At 59.1% G+C, this 15,584-nt stretch carries 16 protein-coding genes, 3 tRNA genes and 1 pseudogene; 14 read left to right on the top strand and 6 right to left on the bottom strand.

Annotated elements, in window-relative coordinates:
- Positions 1 to 54 precede the first annotated feature (54 nt).
- From ACNAZS_RS10440 to ACNAZS_RS10415, 6 genes are all read left to right on the top strand, one after another.
- The gene (locus tag ACNAZS_RS10440) at positions 55 to 1,011 is read left to right on the top strand and encodes a Bug family tripartite tricarboxylate transporter substrate binding protein (protein WP_415788979.1); all 957 of its coding nucleotides are present in this window, start codon (positions 55 to 57) and stop codon (positions 1,009 to 1,011) included.
- A 50-nt stretch (positions 1,012 to 1,061) separates the two neighbouring features.
- Positions 1,062 to 1,979, top strand: a complete 918-nt coding sequence (locus ACNAZS_RS10435) for a hydroxymethylglutaryl-CoA lyase (RefSeq protein WP_415788977.1) — start codon at positions 1,062 to 1,064, stop codon at positions 1,977 to 1,979.
- Positions 1,980 to 2,133: 154 nt separating this feature from the next.
- Positions 2,134 to 3,099, top strand: a complete 966-nt coding sequence (locus ACNAZS_RS10430; RefSeq protein ID WP_415788975.1) for a Bug family tripartite tricarboxylate transporter substrate binding protein — start codon at positions 2,134 to 2,136, stop codon at positions 3,097 to 3,099.
- Positions 3,100 to 3,122: 23 nt separating this feature from the next.
- Complete coding sequence (locus ACNAZS_RS10425; RefSeq protein WP_415788973.1) at positions 3,123 to 3,908, top strand: GntR family transcriptional regulator; 786 nt, start codon at positions 3,123 to 3,125, stop codon at positions 3,906 to 3,908.
- Between the two features lie 14 nt (positions 3,909 to 3,922).
- Positions 3,923 to 5,185, top strand: a complete 1,263-nt coding sequence (locus ACNAZS_RS10420) for a 3-isopropylmalate dehydratase large subunit (protein ID WP_415788971.1) — start codon at positions 3,923 to 3,925, stop codon at positions 5,183 to 5,185.
- Positions 5,182 to 5,697, top strand: coding sequence for a LeuD/DmdB family oxidoreductase small subunit (locus tag ACNAZS_RS10415; protein WP_415788969.1), 516 nt, complete (start codon positions 5,182 to 5,184; stop codon positions 5,695 to 5,697). The genes ACNAZS_RS10420 and ACNAZS_RS10415 overlap by 4 nt, the downstream gene beginning before the upstream one ends.
- A gap of 26 nt (positions 5,698 to 5,723) precedes the next feature.
- Here the strand turns inward: ACNAZS_RS10415 and ACNAZS_RS10410 are convergent, their stop codons facing one another.
- A complete protein-coding gene (locus tag ACNAZS_RS10410) occupies positions 5,724 to 6,722 on the bottom strand; it encodes an AraC-like ligand-binding domain-containing protein (RefSeq protein WP_415788967.1) in 999 nt (332 codons plus the stop codon).
- Between the two features lie 297 nt (positions 6,723 to 7,019).
- On the opposite strand from ACNAZS_RS10410, the gene ACNAZS_RS10405 reads away from it, so the two are divergent.
- On the top strand, positions 7,020 to 7,196 hold the full coding sequence (locus ACNAZS_RS10405; RefSeq protein ID WP_415788965.1) for a 3-isopropylmalate dehydratase small subunit: 177 nt from the start codon (positions 7,020 to 7,022) through the stop codon (positions 7,194 to 7,196).
- A gap of 84 nt (positions 7,197 to 7,280) precedes the next feature.
- Here ACNAZS_RS10405 and ACNAZS_RS10400 read toward each other — a convergent pair whose 3' ends face one another.
- On the bottom strand, positions 7,281 to 7,922 hold the full coding sequence (locus ACNAZS_RS10400) for a DedA family protein (RefSeq protein WP_415788963.1): 642 nt from the start codon (positions 7,920 to 7,922) through the stop codon (positions 7,281 to 7,283).
- Positions 7,923 to 8,135: 213 nt separating this feature from the next.
- Between ACNAZS_RS10400 and ACNAZS_RS10395 the strand changes: the two genes are divergently transcribed.
- Complete coding sequence (locus ACNAZS_RS10395) at positions 8,136 to 8,291, top strand: hypothetical protein (RefSeq protein WP_415788961.1); 156 nt, start codon at positions 8,136 to 8,138, stop codon at positions 8,289 to 8,291.
- A 46-nt stretch (positions 8,292 to 8,337) separates the two neighbouring features.
- Here ACNAZS_RS10395 and ACNAZS_RS10390 read toward each other — a convergent pair.
- Both ACNAZS_RS10390 and ACNAZS_RS10385 read right to left on the bottom strand, forming a co-directional pair.
- Positions 8,338 to 8,422 (bottom strand) — tRNA-Leu (locus ACNAZS_RS10390).
- 7 nt (positions 8,423 to 8,429) lie between these two features.
- Positions 8,430 to 8,519, bottom strand: a tRNA-Ser gene (locus ACNAZS_RS10385).
- Between the two features lie 122 nt (positions 8,520 to 8,641).
- Between ACNAZS_RS10385 and ACNAZS_RS10380 the strand changes: the two genes are divergently transcribed.
- The 6 genes and pseudogenes from ACNAZS_RS10380 to ACNAZS_RS10355 all read left to right on the top strand — a co-directional run bounded on the left by ACNAZS_RS10380 (position 8,642) and on the right by ACNAZS_RS10355 (position 13,240).
- Positions 8,642 to 9,619, top strand: a complete 978-nt coding sequence (locus tag ACNAZS_RS10380) for an NAD(P)H-quinone oxidoreductase (RefSeq protein WP_415788959.1) — start codon at positions 8,642 to 8,644, stop codon at positions 9,617 to 9,619.
- A 101-nt stretch (positions 9,620 to 9,720) separates the two neighbouring features.
- Positions 9,721 to 10,467, top strand: coding sequence for a triose-phosphate isomerase (tpiA, locus tag ACNAZS_RS10375; RefSeq protein WP_415788957.1), 747 nt, complete (start codon positions 9,721 to 9,723; stop codon positions 10,465 to 10,467).
- Positions 10,468 to 10,486: 19 nt separating this feature from the next.
- Positions 10,487 to 10,939 (top strand): annotated as a pseudogene (gene secG / locus ACNAZS_RS10370) (preprotein translocase subunit SecG); the annotation flags it as partial.
- A gap of 266 nt (positions 10,940 to 11,205) precedes the next feature.
- Positions 11,206 to 11,290 (top strand) — tRNA-Leu (locus ACNAZS_RS10365).
- Positions 11,291 to 12,167: 877 nt separating this feature from the next.
- Positions 12,168 to 12,833 (top strand): DUF433 domain-containing protein, encoded by a 666-nt coding sequence (locus ACNAZS_RS10360; protein ID WP_415788955.1) that lies wholly within the window; start codon positions 12,168 to 12,170, stop codon positions 12,831 to 12,833.
- Entirely contained in the window at positions 12,830 to 13,240 is a 411-nt protein-coding gene (locus ACNAZS_RS10355; protein ID WP_415788953.1) for a PIN-like domain-containing protein, read from the top strand. Before ACNAZS_RS10360 ends, ACNAZS_RS10355 begins: the two co-directional genes overlap by 4 nt.
- Before the next feature lie 304 nt (positions 13,241 to 13,544).
- On the opposite strand, the gene ACNAZS_RS10350 is transcribed toward ACNAZS_RS10355, so the two are convergent.
- Together ACNAZS_RS10350 and ACNAZS_RS10345 are read right to left on the bottom strand one after the other, a co-directional pair.
- Positions 13,545 to 14,522 carry a Bug family tripartite tricarboxylate transporter substrate binding protein gene (locus ACNAZS_RS10350; protein ID WP_415788951.1) on the bottom strand — a complete coding sequence of 326 codons (978 nt, stop codon included), beginning with the start codon at positions 14,520 to 14,522 and terminating at the stop codon, positions 13,545 to 13,547.
- A gap of 61 nt (positions 14,523 to 14,583) precedes the next feature.
- Positions 14,584 to 15,465 carry a beta-keto acid cleavage family enzyme gene (locus ACNAZS_RS10345; protein WP_415788949.1) on the bottom strand — a complete coding sequence of 294 codons (882 nt, stop codon included), beginning with the start codon at positions 15,463 to 15,465 and terminating at the stop codon, positions 14,584 to 14,586.
- Positions 15,466 to 15,584 lie beyond the last annotated feature (119 nt).

The raw sequence follows: 15,584 nt of genomic DNA, 5'->3' as shown, positions 1-15,584 counted from the left end.
AGCGGAGACGGATATATACCGTCCATCTATTTCATAATAATGGAGACAAATTAAATGATCCGTAAACTATTCGCGGTGGCTGCAATGACGGCTGCCTGTCTGGTGCAAGCCCAGGACTATCCCAGCAAACCGATTCGCATCATCATCCCTTCGACGCCCGGCGGCGGGACAGACTTTATCGGGCGCTTGATGGGTACCAAGCTGCAAGAGCTGAATGGCTGGGATGTGGTGCCGGAAAACAAGCCGGGTGCGGGTACTGCACTGGGTTTGGCCGAGGCGGCGCGTTCGCCGGCGCAAGGGTATGACCTGGTGATTGGTCAATCCGATAACGTTACGTTGATTCCGCTGCTGATGAAAGTGACCTACGATCCCATCAAGGATTTGGCGCCCGTTGCATTGGTGGGAACGACGCCGATGGTGTTGCTGGTGTCCGATAAGTCGCCCTTCAAAACTCTGCCGGATGCGATCGAGGCCGCGAAAAAAGCGCCGGACACGATTTCGTATGGGACGTCGGGCACGGGCGGTGGTGTGCACATGGCGATGGAGATGCTGCAGCACGAAGCCGGCTTCAAAATGCAGCACGTACCGTACAAAGGATCGTCGCCTGCGTTGGCAGATTTGATGGGCGGGCACTTGCAGTTTGCGGGCTCGTCGATTTCGTCGGCAGCATCGTTGATCAAGTCCGGCAAAGTCCGGGCCCTGGCCGTGACGTCACCCAAACGCAATCCTGCATTGCCTGATGTGCCGACGGTGGCCGAGCTGGGTTACCCCGATTTCAGCGTGGTGACGTTTTATGGCGTGTTGGCGCCCGCCAAGACACCGACCGACGTGTTGACGCGTTTGAATACGGATTTCAATAAGCTCCTGTCGCGTAAAGACGTGCAAGACGCGCTGGCATCGCAGGGCCTGGAAGCCAACCCCATGTCTCGCGAACAGTTTGCGGCGCTGATCCAGGCGGATATCAACAAGGCGAAGCAGACGATCAAGAGCGCCGGCATCAAGGTGCAATAGGCCGGCGACACACAATTGCCGACCAACAAACCATAGCGAAGCGATCAACGATGACCCAAGACATCAGACTTTGTGAGGTAGGGCCGCGTGATGGCCTGCAAATGGCCAAGGGCATGATGCCTGCCGCGGACAAATCACGCTGGATCGCGCAGTTGGCGCAAGCCGGCCTGCGTGAGATCGAGGTGGGCAGCTTCGTTTCACCCAAACTGGTGCCGCAGATGGCCGATACGGGTACGGTGTTGTCAGCGGCTTTGGCGATTGAGGGTCTGACGGTCTGCGCATTGGCGTGCAATCTCCGGGGGGCGATTGCCGCCTACGAGGCTGGCGCGCACGTGCTGGCGTTTCCCATCTCTGTTAGCGAGACGCATAGTCACGCTAACGTGGGCAAGGGGACCGATGCGCAGGTGGACATGATGGCATCTATTGTGGATTGGGTACGGGCGCAATCGCGACCCATGCGTATTGACGCCGCGGTGGCGACGGCTTTTGGTTGTTCCCTGGAGGGCGTCGTGCCGGTGTCGCGAGTAGCTGCTGTCGCGCAAGCCGTGGCTTGTACCGGCGTGGATGAGATTGCGCTGGCAGATACCGTGGGCTACGCCCATCCGGCACAAGTGCGTGATGCGGTGCGTGCGACGCAGGATGCGATCGGGACACGCCTGACCAAACTGCACCTGCATGACACGATGGGGCTGGGACTCGCCAACGTACTGGCAGGGTTGAACGAAGGCATCCGCGCGTTTGATTCGTGCCTGGGCGGGTTGGGAGGCTGTCCGTTTGCGCCTGGGGCGTCGGGCAATATCGTCACCGAAGATTTAGTATTCATGCTCGAGAGCATGGGCTATCGAACGGGGGTGGATCTCTCCAGGCTCCTGGCCGCGCGTGAAGTCCTGGCGCAGGCGTTGCCCAGCGAGCCGCTGCGTAGCGGGGTTGCCGCTGCGGGGATTCCTAAAACATTTCAGCCGCACTGAGCACGAATATGCGCGGGCGATTAATGCTCGCGCCTAGATGCCCGGAGTTCGCGCGGCGGGAGGCCTGCCGCGTGTGAATATTTTCAACTTGCCGTGTCGGGATCAGTGTCTATACACTTGTCTTATTATCAATACAACATAACAGGAGACTGCCATGCAACGTTTGCAACGTTGGGCTATTGGCTGCGCGCTGCTCAGCACGCTGATGGTGCCTCTGGTACCGGCGTCAGCGCAGAGCGACACCATCAAGTTGGTCGTGGGCGCACCGCCGGGCGGCACCACTGATACGGTTGCCCGCAGTATTGCCCAACAGATGTCGCTGGACCTGAAGCGTACCGTGCTGGTCGAGAACAAGCCCGGTGCCGGCGGCAATATTGCGGCCGACTACGTAGCCAAGAGCAATCCGGATGGCAATACGTTGCTGGTCACGTTCACGAGCTTTTCGATTAACGCGTCCCTGTATCGCAATTTGCCGTTTGATCCGCTGAGCGACTTCACGCCGATCAGTATGTTGGCCAACGTGCCCAGCGTGCTGGTGACCCGCAAGGATTTTCCGGCCAAGACGATGCCCGAACTCATCACGATGGTAAAGGCTGACCCCGGTAAATACACCATGGCGCTGGGCGCTATTGGTTCGTCGTTGCACATGGCCGGCGAACGCCTGAAAATGATGACGGGCATGGATATCCTGAATGTGCCTTACAAGGGCACGGCGCCCGCCATCACGGATTTGCTGGGTGGCCAGGTGGACATGATGTTCGCCAGTTCGCTCAATGCGTTGCCTCACATCAAGCGTGATTCCTTAAAGGCGCTGGGCGTGTCGAGCCCGGAGGTGTTGCCGCAATTTCCAGGCGTGCCTCCTATTAGCGATAGCGTCAAAGGCTTCGAGTCGAATGCGTGGTTTGCGTTATTCGGTCCGGCCAAGCTTTCGGCGCAGACCCTGGCGACCTTGAATGCCGCGGCGCGTAAGGCGGTCAGTGCGCCCGAGTTCAGTCAGTTGCTCGAACGTGAAGCGGCCATCGCCGTAAGCAGCAGCCCCGAAGAACTGGATGATTTTGTGCGCAAAGACATCGAACGATATGCCGAGATCGTCAAGTTCACCGGCGCGACGGTGAATTGAGTCCGGTCGATAGGAGATTTGTCGTGCCTGCGAGTCCCTTGCCGCTTTATCACAAGGTCTATCTGTTGCTGAAGCAGCGGCTGCAGATCGGTGGGTTCGCGACGGATAGCGCCATGCCGGGCGAGAATGCCCTGGCCACGGAGTACGCCGTATCGCGACTGACGATACGGCGCTCGCTGCAAGCGTTGGAGTCCGAAGGATTGATCGAGCGTCGCCAGGGGCGGGGCACGTTTGCCCTGCAAGGCGCCGCGCTGTCGGCGACACAGCATAGTTCGGATATCGATGCGCTGATGGCGCACTTGGCCAATATGGGCATGCAAACGCAGGTGAGTCTGCTCGAGCTGGAGGCCATGCCCGCAGCGGCGTATGTGGCGACGCGCCTGGAACTGGAGATCGGCACCCTTGTGCAGCGGTCGGTGCGGGTGCGCCGCTATCGGGGGCAGCCGTTTTCTTGTTTGACCACCTATGTGCCGGGCGATATCGGCCAGCGCATACGGCGGGAGGATTTGGCGTCCAAGCCGTTGCTGGCAATTTTTCGCGATTTAGGTATACACGTGGCGCGTGCCGAACAGTCGATCTCCGCGTTGCTCGCCGAGCCCGTGGTTGCCGGGCTGCTGGGCGTGCCGGTCGGGTCGGCGTTGCTTAGCCTGCATCGGTTGGTGCGCGATGTGTCAGGTCGACCGGTGGAGTGGTTGCATGCCCAGTACCGGCCCGACCGTTACGAATACCGTATGGATATGCAAGCCCACGACTTGCCCGGCGAACCATCATGGCTGCCCGCCGGCATGCCGGTCCGGGCGCGTGCCTGAAGGAAATTTTCACCATGACTAGCCAAACTCTTGCTCAGAAGCTGCTGGCCGCCGCGTCCGGTCGTGAGGCCGTGCGTGTCGGCGATATCGTTACGTGCCAGGTCGATCTGGCCATGTTTCACGACTCTAGTGGCCCACGCCGGCTCAAGCCGATGCTCGAAGAGTTGGGCACCGGTTTGTGGGATCGGTCCAAAGTCGTGCTGGTCATGGATCACTACGTGCCCGAGTCCGATGATGAGTCGCGTCGCATTGTTCGTATCGCCCGCGATTGGGCGCGCGAACAGGCGTTGCCCCACGTTTATGACTCGGTCGGGATCTGCCATGTCGTAGTGCCCGAGCATGGCCATCTGCGCCCCGGCATGTTCTGCGTCGGCGGCGATTCGCATTCGCCGACTGGCGGCGCTTTTGGTGCCTACATGTTTGGCGTGGGCAGCACGGAAATGCTGGGTGTAGTCACCAGCGGCGAAATCTGGATGCGCGTTCCCGAAACGCTGATGATGCGCTGGAATGGCCGCCTGGCCGATGGCGTGATGGCCAAAGACATGATGTTGCACATGATAGGGCGCTTTGGGATGAACGGCGGTCGCTACCAGGCCGTGGAGTTTTGCGGCGAGACCGTGCGTGCGCTTTCCATGCAAGAGCGGATGACACTATCGAATTTGTCGGCGGAGTTGGGCGCACAGGCGGGGTTGGTGGCGCCCGATGAGACGACGGTCCGCTACTTGCACGACGTCGGCGCGCCTGCCGTGGATGTCAGCCACTGGTACTCCGATCCGGATGCCGATGCGCAATGGCATGATTTCGATGCCCAGGAGCTGGATCCCCAGGTCGCCGCGCCCCATAGTCCGGCAAATACCGCGCCGGTGCATGCTTATCCCGATACGCCGATACAGGTGGCCTATATCGGCGCTTGTACCGGCGCCAAGCTCGAAGACCTGCGGGCGGCCGCACGTGTACTGCAGGGGCGTCGCATCGCCGCGGGCGTCAGCCTGATGGTGGCGCCCGCCAGCCAGCGCGAGCAGGCGGCGGCCGAGGCCGAGGGGGTGTTATCCGAGCTGACGCAGGCGGGGGCCACGTTGCTGCCAACTTCATGCGGTGCGTGCTCCGGCTATGGCGGCTCTATTCCCGAGCATGCCAATGTCATTGCGACGACGGCACGCAACTTCAAGGGGCGCATGGGATCAGCCAGTGCCCAGGTCTATCTGGCCTCTCCGTATACCGTGGCGGCATCCGCCCTGGCCGGTCGGATCGCCGACCCGCGCGAGGTGCTGCAATGACGACAATGCATAAAGCCTGGTGCGTGGGCGACGATGTCGATACCGATCAACTTGCACCAGGCGCCTATATGAAGTTTGGCATTGCAGACATTGCCCGCCATTGTCTGGAAGGCGTACGGCCCGATTTCGCTAGCGGTGTGCAACCGGGCGATGTGTTGGTGGCAGGTCGCAATTTTGGGATCGGATCCTCGCGCGAGCAGGCTGCCGCTGCATTGGTCGAGCTGGGCCTGTGTGCGGTGATTGCCCCGAGCTTCGGTGGCCTGTATTTTCGCAATGGCTTTAACGTCGGGTTGTTGTTGCTCACGTGCGAACGCGCTGGTGAGATCGCTGAAGGCGAGTCCATTCGTATTGACCTGCCTCGTCATTGCATCGTGCGGGCCAATGGCGTAACGCTACCGTGCGACCCGGTGCCCGATTTTCTGCTCGATATGGTGCAGGCGGGAGGTTTGCTGATGCAAATCAAACGCCGGTTGGCCAATGGCTCGTTGCCACGACATCCGATGAAGGCTTGAACACCCCCACGGTTTAGCAGGTCCGGTCATCTACCGCGTGTTTGTTGTGGTGTTTCGCCGAAAGCCTGCCGGTACGCCCGCGAAAACTCGCCTAGGTGGGTGAAGCCAAAGCGTGTTGCGATTTCACTGACTTTGCTCGCGTCATCGGCTTGCAACAAGGTCTGTCGGATCGATTGCAGACGCTGCATACGCAGCCATTGCAATGGCGATTGTCCGCATTCATTCTGGAACAGCGTTTGCAAGCGCCTGACCGACAGACCGCAATGGCTGGCGACCATGGCCACCGGCAGGCGTTCGCCCCGGTGTTCAAGCATATAGGCTTGCGCGCGTCGGATAGTCTGAGGAGAGGAGGGCGGTGGTGCCGGCCAGAGGTGCTCCGCCATGCTGTGCGGTTGGTGCAGTAGCAAGGTGGTGGCGACCAGCATCTCGGTTCGGGCCAGCAGGGCCGCGTGGGTGGTGTTCTGACCTGGGCCCAGGCCCGAGCATCGCACCACCCATTGCAACATGGGCAGCAGCGCTTGCCAGCCGGCCGTATACAAGGGAATGATCGCATCGAAACAGATGTCGGGCGCCTGTTCTTGTCCCGTCAGACGCTGCCAGGCATCGGCGATGGCCGAGCGGTCCAGACGCAGCAGAACCTGTTCGTAGTCGTGGCTGACGCTGAAGTAAAACCGCCTGTCGGGGCTGATGAGGAACGCTTTATTGGGCGCAACCTCTATGCGGCGTCCATCGAAATGAAACTCCGCCCGCCCCTGTGTGGGCAGCACCAGCAGGTAATAGCCATCCAGGCCGTGACAATCGGGATCAATGCTGATGTCTGCCCCGTATCCATGCCTGCTCTTGAGCAACGACAGGCGCCCGCAAGGGACCACGTCCAGCCGGCTGTGGAGGATGCGCCCGCGAATGACTTGCAACCGGTACGAATTGAGTATCTGACCTATCTGCTGCCGCGCTTGATCGGGATCGGCGGTGTTCACGATCCGATACTGCTCGAATGGCACCTGGGCAAATAGAGAGGCGATCATCTGATTTCACATGGGCTGGGTGTCTACATACTAATGGACAACCATCGCGAAACAATAAAAAAGTGCGTTTTTCCGATAGTCAGTGACGTGAAACCGATAGACGGCCGAGGGGGGCACGCATAACCATAACGCGCTGTGCATACCTTTGCGACAGTAGGGACAGCGCCGGTTGCGGCGGTTGCCCCGTGTTGACCACCCATGTTGTTTCCCACAATAAGAGGCCCTCATGAAAGGCAGAACAAAGCGCGCCATGCTGCGTATGTTGATGTCGCAACCCCGTGCCCGAGTTTCACGCAAGTGTGCGAACGCGCCGGTGACATCGCCGAAGGTGAGTCCATTCGTATCGACCTGCCTGACCATTGCATCGTGCGGCCCGATGGCGCAACGCTATCGGGCGACCCGGTGCCCGATCTTCTCCGCGATATGGTGCAGGCGGGCGGTGCTCATGCAAATCAAGCGCCGGTTGGCCAATGACGCGACGCGATAAAAAATGCGCTTTTTCTTTGGTTAACTTTTGGACGTGTGACTGCGGGCCTGCAGTTGTTCGGCGGAGAACAATCAGTCGCGTCCAGTGCGAATGCGTTCGGCTGGCTGACGCCTGCGCATAAAGGCCACCAGCAACCCGCCTCCCAGCAGTACGGAGGCGGCTGTGCCGATCATCAGGCCCATGTGTTGAGAGCCTTGCATCGCCTCCATGCCGCGCGCGGTGATGAACCCCGGCGCCAACATGATCGGCAGCCAGGCCACCGCCGACAAGACATTCGCCAACTGAAAACGCACGTGCTTCATCTTCATCAGGCCCGCCACCGTCGGAATGGTCGAACGGATCGGCCCTAAAAAGCGTCCGACGAATACTGACGCAAAACCATATCGGAAGAAGAACAAACGCGCACGCGCGACGGCCGTGCGTTGTTGCCTGAACGGCCAGCGGCGAAGCATGTCCCGGCCCAGCCAGCGGCCCAATCCATACGACAGCGTATCGCCGATGATCGCCCCGGCAATACCCCAGACCAACACATTCCAGGGCGACAGCGTACCGGCGCCAATCAGGCCGCCTGTGAGCAACATCAATGCGGTCGCGGGAATGACCAGCCCGACGACGATCAGCGATTCGCCGAGGGTCAACAGAAAAACAATCGGCCCGGCCCAGTCCTGGTTGGCCTGAATGAACTGGCCGAGTTGGTCGATATAAGCGTCCATGCGAAGATAGTGAGCGATAGATGGCAAACATCTTAACGCAAGGGGTAGGCGTTAAGTAAGGGTTTTCCCGATTGTTTAGCCGGTTTGTAACTCAATCCCTTCCTACCCTGCTGGGCTAGGGCGGGGCGGGCCTACAGTTGGTAACTGCGGATAGAACCTTGTTTCAGATTTCGGCAATACACTCCGCGCACATCATCAACTTTGTGTTTGGATATGAAAATTCTCTGTAGTCTGGCCCTGATGGCCTCTTTGCTTACCGGTTGCGCGGTGTATACGCCGGATGGTGCCATCATCGTTGACCCGCATGGCGGCGGCGGTGGTGGTGGCGGATTCTGCCCTCCGGGGCAGGCAAAGAAGGGGAACTGCTAGTTCCCGAGAATGGGGCGTCCTGTCATTGGGCGCACCTTGTTTTTATTGGTGCACCCAGCCGGAATCGAACCGGCATGCCTTGCGGCGAGGGATTTTAAGTCCCTTGCGTCTACCAATTTCGCCATGGGTGCAACTCATTGGCGGAAGCGGTGGGATTCGAACCCACGGAGGGCGCAAACCCTCGCCGGTTTTCAAGACCGGTGCCTTCAACCGCTCGGCCACGCTTCCGTCCTGTGCTGCGGATGATACCGCAGCTCGGTCGTCCAATCCGCGGACAGTGATGTCACACAAACGGTTTGGATCTCCCGTAAAGGGCGCAATAATAATCTATTTAACCGAAGAGGCGTGCGATGCGAGCAATAGAAATCTCTCAACCCGGTGGTCCCGAGGTATTGGTTCCGACGGAACGGCCCGTGCCAGAGCCCGGCGTGGGCGAGGTGCTGATTAAAGTTGCCGCAGCTGGCATCAATCGTCCTGACGTGTTTCAGCGCAAGGGTAACTACGCCCCGCCTCCCGGTGCGTCGGATCTGCCGGGCCTGGAAGTCGCGGGTGAAATCGTGGGCGGCGATGTGGCCGCGGGTGGATTTGCGATCGGCGACAAGGTCTGCGCGCTGATTGCGGGCGGTGGCTATGCCGAGTACTGCGTTGCGCCCGCCGTGCAGTGTCTGCCCATTCCCAAGGGGCTGTCCGAAATCGAAGCCGCTGGTTTGCCCGAGACCTATTTCACCGTCTGGAGCAACGTGTTTGATCGTGGCGCCCTGCAGGACGGCGAGTCGTTGCTGGTGCATGGCGGCGCGAGTGGTATAGGGACGACGGCGATTCAGTTGGCGCGTGCCATGGGCAACCCGGTCTACGCCACCGTGGGCAGCGACGAGCGCGCCCGTGCGGTCGAGACGTTGGGTGCGGCCAAAGGCATCAACTACAAAACGCAAGACTTTGTCGAGGTCGTGCGTGAGGCGACGGGCGGCGCCGGCGTCAATGTGATCCTGGATATGGTCGCAGGCGACTACATCAATCGTGACATGAAATGTCTGGCCGACGATGGTCGTATCGTGGTCATCGCGTTGTTGGGCGGAGCGCGTTCCGAGGTGGACGGCAATCAGATCCTGCGCCGTCGCCTGACCCTGACCGGGTCCACGCTGCGTCCCCGTCCGGTGGCCTTTAAGGGGGAAATTGCCAAGGCCCTGCGTGCGCGCGTATGGCCGTTGCTGGAGCAGGGCAGTATCAAGCCGATCGTGCACGCTACATTGCCGCTGGAACAGGCCGCGGCGGCGCACGCCATGATGGAAGCCGGCGAAAATATCGGCAAAATTATCCTTACGGTGTAACGCCTGCTTTCACAGAACGGCGTAATCTCCGGTAAACAGGATACAATCTTGGGTTTGACCCGGATTTTGGTCCGGGCCTCCCAACTTCTCCGTTTTGCGCCATGACCTCTGTTGAAAACCGCGCCCGTCTCGTGCTGGGCAACTGGAAGATGCACGGCAACCTGACCGAGAACGCCGCGCTGTTGGCGGCGTTGCGTGCAGCCGATTCGGCTTCGCATTGCGAAATCGGTGTTTGCGTGCCGTTCCCGTATCTGGCCCAGGCAGCTTCCGCCCTGGACGGCAGCACCGTCTCTTGGGGCGCGCAAGACATCAGTGCGCACACCAAGGGCGCCTTCACGGGCGAGGTATCCGGCGCCATGCTGAAAGACTTCGGCTGCCGTCTGACGCTGGTTGGCCACTCCGAGCGCCGCACGTTGCACGGTGAAACCGATCAGCTTGTCGCTGACAAGGCCCGTGCCGCCCTCGACTCGGGTTTGACACCCGTGGTGTGCGTGGGCGAGTCGCTGGCCGATCGCGAGAACGGCAATACGTTGGGTGTGATCGAACGCCAACTTGAGCCCGTTCTGGCGTTGGGCGTCGAGGCGTTGTCGCGTATGGTGCTGGCTTATGAGCCCGTCTGGGCCATTGGCACCGGCCTTACTGCCACACCCGAGCAAGCCCAGGAGGTTCACGGCGCAATTCGCGTCGCCTTGCGTGGCTTGGGGGCAGGCCAAGTACGCGTGCTCTACGGTGGCAGCGTCAAGGCCGCCAACGCAGCCACTTTATTTGCTATGCCGGACATCGATGGCGCGCTTGTAGGTGGCGCATCCTTGGTGGCCGAAGAATTCCTGCGCATTGCCGCAGCCTAAGTTTTCGGAGTCTCTCTTAATGTCTTCTTTGCCACTTACCATTTTGCTGGTCGTACAGGTAGTGTCCGCCCTGGGGATCATCGCGCTGGTCCTGCTCCAGCAGGGCAAGGGCGCCGACATGGGTTCGGCGTTCGGTAGCGGTTCGTCCGGCAGCCTGTTCGGTGCTACCGGGGCCGCCAACTTTCTTTCGCGCACGACCAAGTGGGCGGCTGTGGTGTTCTTTGCCTCGACCTTGGGCCTGGCATACCTCAGCCACCAGGGCACGTCGAACTCTGGCGCCATGGACTCCGGGGTAATGCAGAGTGTCCCGGCTGACCGTTCGGTGCCTCAAGTCCCGGGCTCGAGCAGCGGTTCGTCCTCCGTGCCGCCATCGACGTCGGCCCCGACTCCAGCCCAGCCTGATGCCTCCGTGCCTCAAGCGCCCGCTACACCTTCGGCCCCGGCTCAGCCCGAGTCCACGCCGCCGGCCGATGTGCCCGCTGCACCGACCGCACCGACCGCACCGACCGAGCAACCTGCTGCTGAACAGCCTGCTACTGAGAAGCCTGCTGCCGAGAAGCCTGCCACTGAGCAACCTGCTGCTGAGAAGCCCGCCGCTGAGCCTGCTCAACCCGAGCAACCCAAACCCGCTCAATAGCGAGTGGTAGATTGATGCCTCAGTCGGTTGGCTGAGGCATCAAATTCGTGCTAGAATGCCCGACTTTCCTGGGGAGCTTATAGCGCTTTCCGGAATGTGAAGCCGACGTGGTGGAATTGGTAGACACGCTATCTTGAGGGGGTAGTGGCGAAAGCTGTGCGAGTTCGAGTCTCGCCGTCGGCACCAAGGATTAATATCAGGTAGTACACAGAAGTCTACGGAACCCGCGATTCTCCTGAGTGAGCGCGGGTTTTTTGTTGTCTATGCGTCTACGTCGTATCGCTGAAGGCGGCCATCGGTCAAGGTGGGGACTTTCCAGAAAACGTCCGATACTAATGCGGCACTCTCGGCCGCTCCTACTCTTTTCGTCAAGGCACCGGGCCCGTCGATGATACGCAATGGATCTGTTTCAAAAATCCACTGCATTTGCATGAGTGAGTGAGCAGTTGCCCATTCCAAGGCAACGGGATCTGATATGCCTTTCCCTGCTGTGTCGAACTGACAGGAGATAGAGAATTGCTGCGCGCTATAGGCGATATTGCCGGCGGATTCGGCTAGAGATCCGAAATTTTGGCGAGCATTCCGACAAGTGCGTAGGTGGGCACAGATAGAATTGGACCTTAGCTATACGTTGCCGATCCCTTCCCTAGCGATTAGCTAGGGAAGGGTGGTCGAAGAACGACCGCTAGGGGCAAAAGAAAACCGTCCTAAGGCGGTGGCGTTGTGCCGAGTGATTGGCTTGGCCGGCTATAGCAGCACTGCCCTAGAGCGGGCGGTGGCATAGAATGAGGTCTCAGAATAGTTCGAGGATGCCCGCATGATTTCTGGAAACCTTCCCCGCTTTGTTGCCGTCGCAATTCTGATTGTCGGCCTGGCAGGATGCGCGCATAAGAACGAAGCAGGCCAGACGGAGGGGAGTGTGGTGGAGATGTACGGCACGGTCGATGTTGGCGTTGGAAGCACATCAACACGATAGGCAATAGAAAACCGCCCGAAGGCGGTTGTGGAAGGGATGGCAACCGCTGCCCACTGTGGTACAAACACTGCTGTATGGAAGGTACCCATGAATTTGATCGGCCAAGGCCTCTACACCCCGAACCAAGCAGCTGCAATCACGAAATCATCGGTTCGTGAGGTAAGCCGCTGGCTGTTTGGTTATAAGAATAAAGGCAAGGCACTTCCTCCTCTATGGCGGTCCCAGTATGCAGATACGGGTGAAAAAGTTCTGGGATTCCGGGACTTGATGGAGCTACGAATCGTCAAGGCATTTTCCGACAGCGGGCTGCCGACTCGCGTTATCAGGGCTGCTATCGAAAGCTCGCGAGTTCTATTCAAGACCCCATATCCTTTCACTACGAACCGATTTTTAACAGATGGGAAGTCGATATTCTATGAGGCAGTAAGTTCTGATGGAGAACTCACTGACCTGGTCAAGCGGCAATTGGTGTTCGAGCACATAATCCGTCCAAACCTTTATGCCGGCATCCTTTTTGACGCCGATGGCGCGGCGCTGCGGTGGCATCCGGTAAAGAACAGCCGGGTGATCGTGTTAGACCCTGAGATTGCGTTTGGTCGCCCCGTCTTGTCAAGGCATGGCATACCCACTGATGTGATTGCTCAGGCTATGCATGTCGAGGGCGACAACAAAACCGTAGCTGCCGAGTTCGACATCACTCCCGCTGAAGTTAATGCGGCAGTGAAGTACGAAAGCCAGCTCTTGGCCGCTTGAAGTTCTTCTTCGATAACAACCTTTCCCCGTACCTTGCTGCGGGAATCCGCGAGCTCAGCAAGGGCTCGCGCGGTATTGCTTCCGAGATCATACATCTCAAAGAGAAGTTCCCTCCTGCGACGCCGGATCATGAGTGGATCCAGCCGCTCGGACGGGAAGGAGGATGGGCGGTGATCTCGCAGGACGGTCTACGCAAAAATGATTTGGAGCGTGAGGCGCTGAGGAAGTCAGGCCTAATGGTTTTCGTGCTGAGCAAGCAATGGTCAGACCACAAATACTGGGACAAGGCCCAGAACCTTGTGCGCTGGTGGCCGTCGATAGAGGATTACGTAATACGGATCCAGGGCGGCGCAGCAGTGAGGGTACCATGGCGAATGAACGGCAAGTTCGAACAAATTCGACTTTAAGCATCCTCATTCATCAGCTTCTCGGTGGGGTGGGTTGGGGAGCACTCAATAATGGCAATGCACAGTCCCGGCTTTTTTGTCCATGTGGCAGCACTTCCCCGGCGGAGAGTCTTTCCTGCACCCACCGCCGTGGGAATAGGCTTGTCTATGAAATTCGAGTCTCGCGGTCGCACCAAGGATGAATTAATCCAAGGATGTCTTGGATAGGATAAAAAGCCCGTACGAATTACTTTCTGACGGGCTTTTTGTTGTTCGGAACAAGTAGGAGTGGCTTCTATTCAATCTGCCGTGTCTTCCCTATGCGTCAGTCTACCTTGGCGCCAGAATCATGCACGGCGGTTGCCCATTTTTCGATTTCGGCCGTGACAAAAGGGTGGAATTGGTCCGGTCCCTGCGCAGTGACTTCCATTCCCTGGGCTGCTAACGCGTCCTGCGCATCCTTGTTCTTCAATGCTGCGAGTGTGTCGGCTGCGATTTTCGCGACTACTGGCGGAGGTGTCTCGGCCGGCGCGAACAAACCGTACCAGAGGTCCGCCTGGAAGCCCGGATAGCCTTGCTCCGCCATTGTGGGAATCTTGGGCAGGAAGGGCGATCGTTGTAGACTCGTCACCGCCAGGGCCTGCAGCTTACCTGACTGCAAGAGTGGCATTGCGGCGGCGATTGGCACGAACATCGCCTGCACCTGGCCGCCCATCAAATCTACGACGGCTGGACCGGTACCGCGATAGGGCACGTGCGTCCATGATATGTGCGCTGCCTTCTTGAATATTTCTCCTGCCAGGTGTGCTGTGCTACCGCTGCCAAACGATGCATAGTTCAGTTTGCCTGGCTCAGCCTGAGCCAGCTGCACCAGGTCGGCTACGCTGTGTATGTTCAGATTGGGACTCACTGCCAGTACGTGTGGGCCCGTGCTGATGTAAGCCACGGGAATGAAATCCTTGACAAGGTCGAAGGACAGGTGTTTATACAGACTGGGGTTTACCGCATGGGTGGCTGTATTGCCCAGGATTAGCGTGTAGCCGTCAGGTTTCGCGTGGGCGACGTATCCCGATCCGACATTGCCGCCGGCGCCACCCTTGTTCTCGACAATAACTGATTGCTTCCATTTCGCGGTGAGCGTCGTGGAAATCACGCGTGCAACGATATCTGAACCGCCTCCGGGCGGGAAAGGCACAATCATTCGCACTGGCTCGGAAGGAAAATTATGGGCAGGCGTGTGCGCTGCATGAGATGCCGCACACATGACGGTCGCACTTGCTAACGCGATGGCGAATTTTTTCATGATGTCTCCTCGTTGATGGGATCGATGTTGGGGGCAATGTTCGTGTTATGGTGGATCGCGATCAGGACATGCCGAGCATGGCCCGCGCCTCTTGCGGAGTGGCTAGTTCACGGCCCATCGCGGCCGCCAGGCGCGCGAAGAATCGAATGACTTCACCGTTGGTGGGTGTGCCCATTTCTGGATATACGTAGTCGCCTAGCCCGACAGCCATATGGCCACCCTCTTCGATGGCTGCTGCTGCTGGTGCGATCAGGTTTCCGATCTTGTTGCACACGGTCCACTCAATGCGACGGCCAGGTGGAAGAAAGTCGACGTGAGCGCGCAGGCCGCGCACAGTGCCCGGATGACCGCCGCGTATGCCGGAATCGGTCATTTCGAAAAGAAGGTAAGCGGGCTCGTCGGCGATGCCCATGTCCATGAAAGCATCCAGCGTGCGCGTGAATGGTACTGTCCATGAAATAAACGCTGGCTTGACTCCAAGTTCGCGTAGCCGCGTCGCGAACACTTGCAGCGTGCCCGTCGAATTCAGATAGGTGCGATCTGTGGTCTCGTAGAACTTGTGCTCGTCGTCATAGCGGTCAATATTGGTGCTGCCTAGATCGACGGGCGCGAAGTCCGGTTTCAAGGCAGGATCTAGGCACAGCCGCTCGATGTGTGCGAGTCTGGTGGTCTCTCCCGCCAGCGTGATTTGCCCCAGGGTAGGATGCACGAGGATGTCACTGCCGGCACGGATGAGCCGGATTGTCTCGGCGTAAGTCTCATAGTCATGGGCAGGTGAACCGTCACTGCGTCGCACATGGAAATGCACGATGGCAGCGCCAGCCTCGCGCGCCTGGGTGGCTGCGTCCGCTATTTCTGCAGGGGTCCAGGGGACGTGCGGATTGCTGTCTCGCATCATGTATTCGTTGATGCGGGCTTCCAATATCAGTTTGCTTCTAGTCATGGCCGCTCCATGACTGCAGTGCTAATACCAATAGGGGCATCGAAAATGTCCTTTTGAAGATGTAGGGATGACGGACCGGCACGCTGGCCGGAAACTCGTACAAGAAGTCTAGACAAGCT

The sequence above is a fragment of the Bordetella tumulicola genome (assembly GCF_965138755.1).
Classification (GTDB): Bacteria; Pseudomonadota; Gammaproteobacteria; order Burkholderiales; family Burkholderiaceae_B; genus Bordetella_A; species Bordetella_A tumulicola.
Note: the sequence above shows the minus strand (reverse complement) of the source record. Positions and strands in the feature narration are given on the sequence as shown.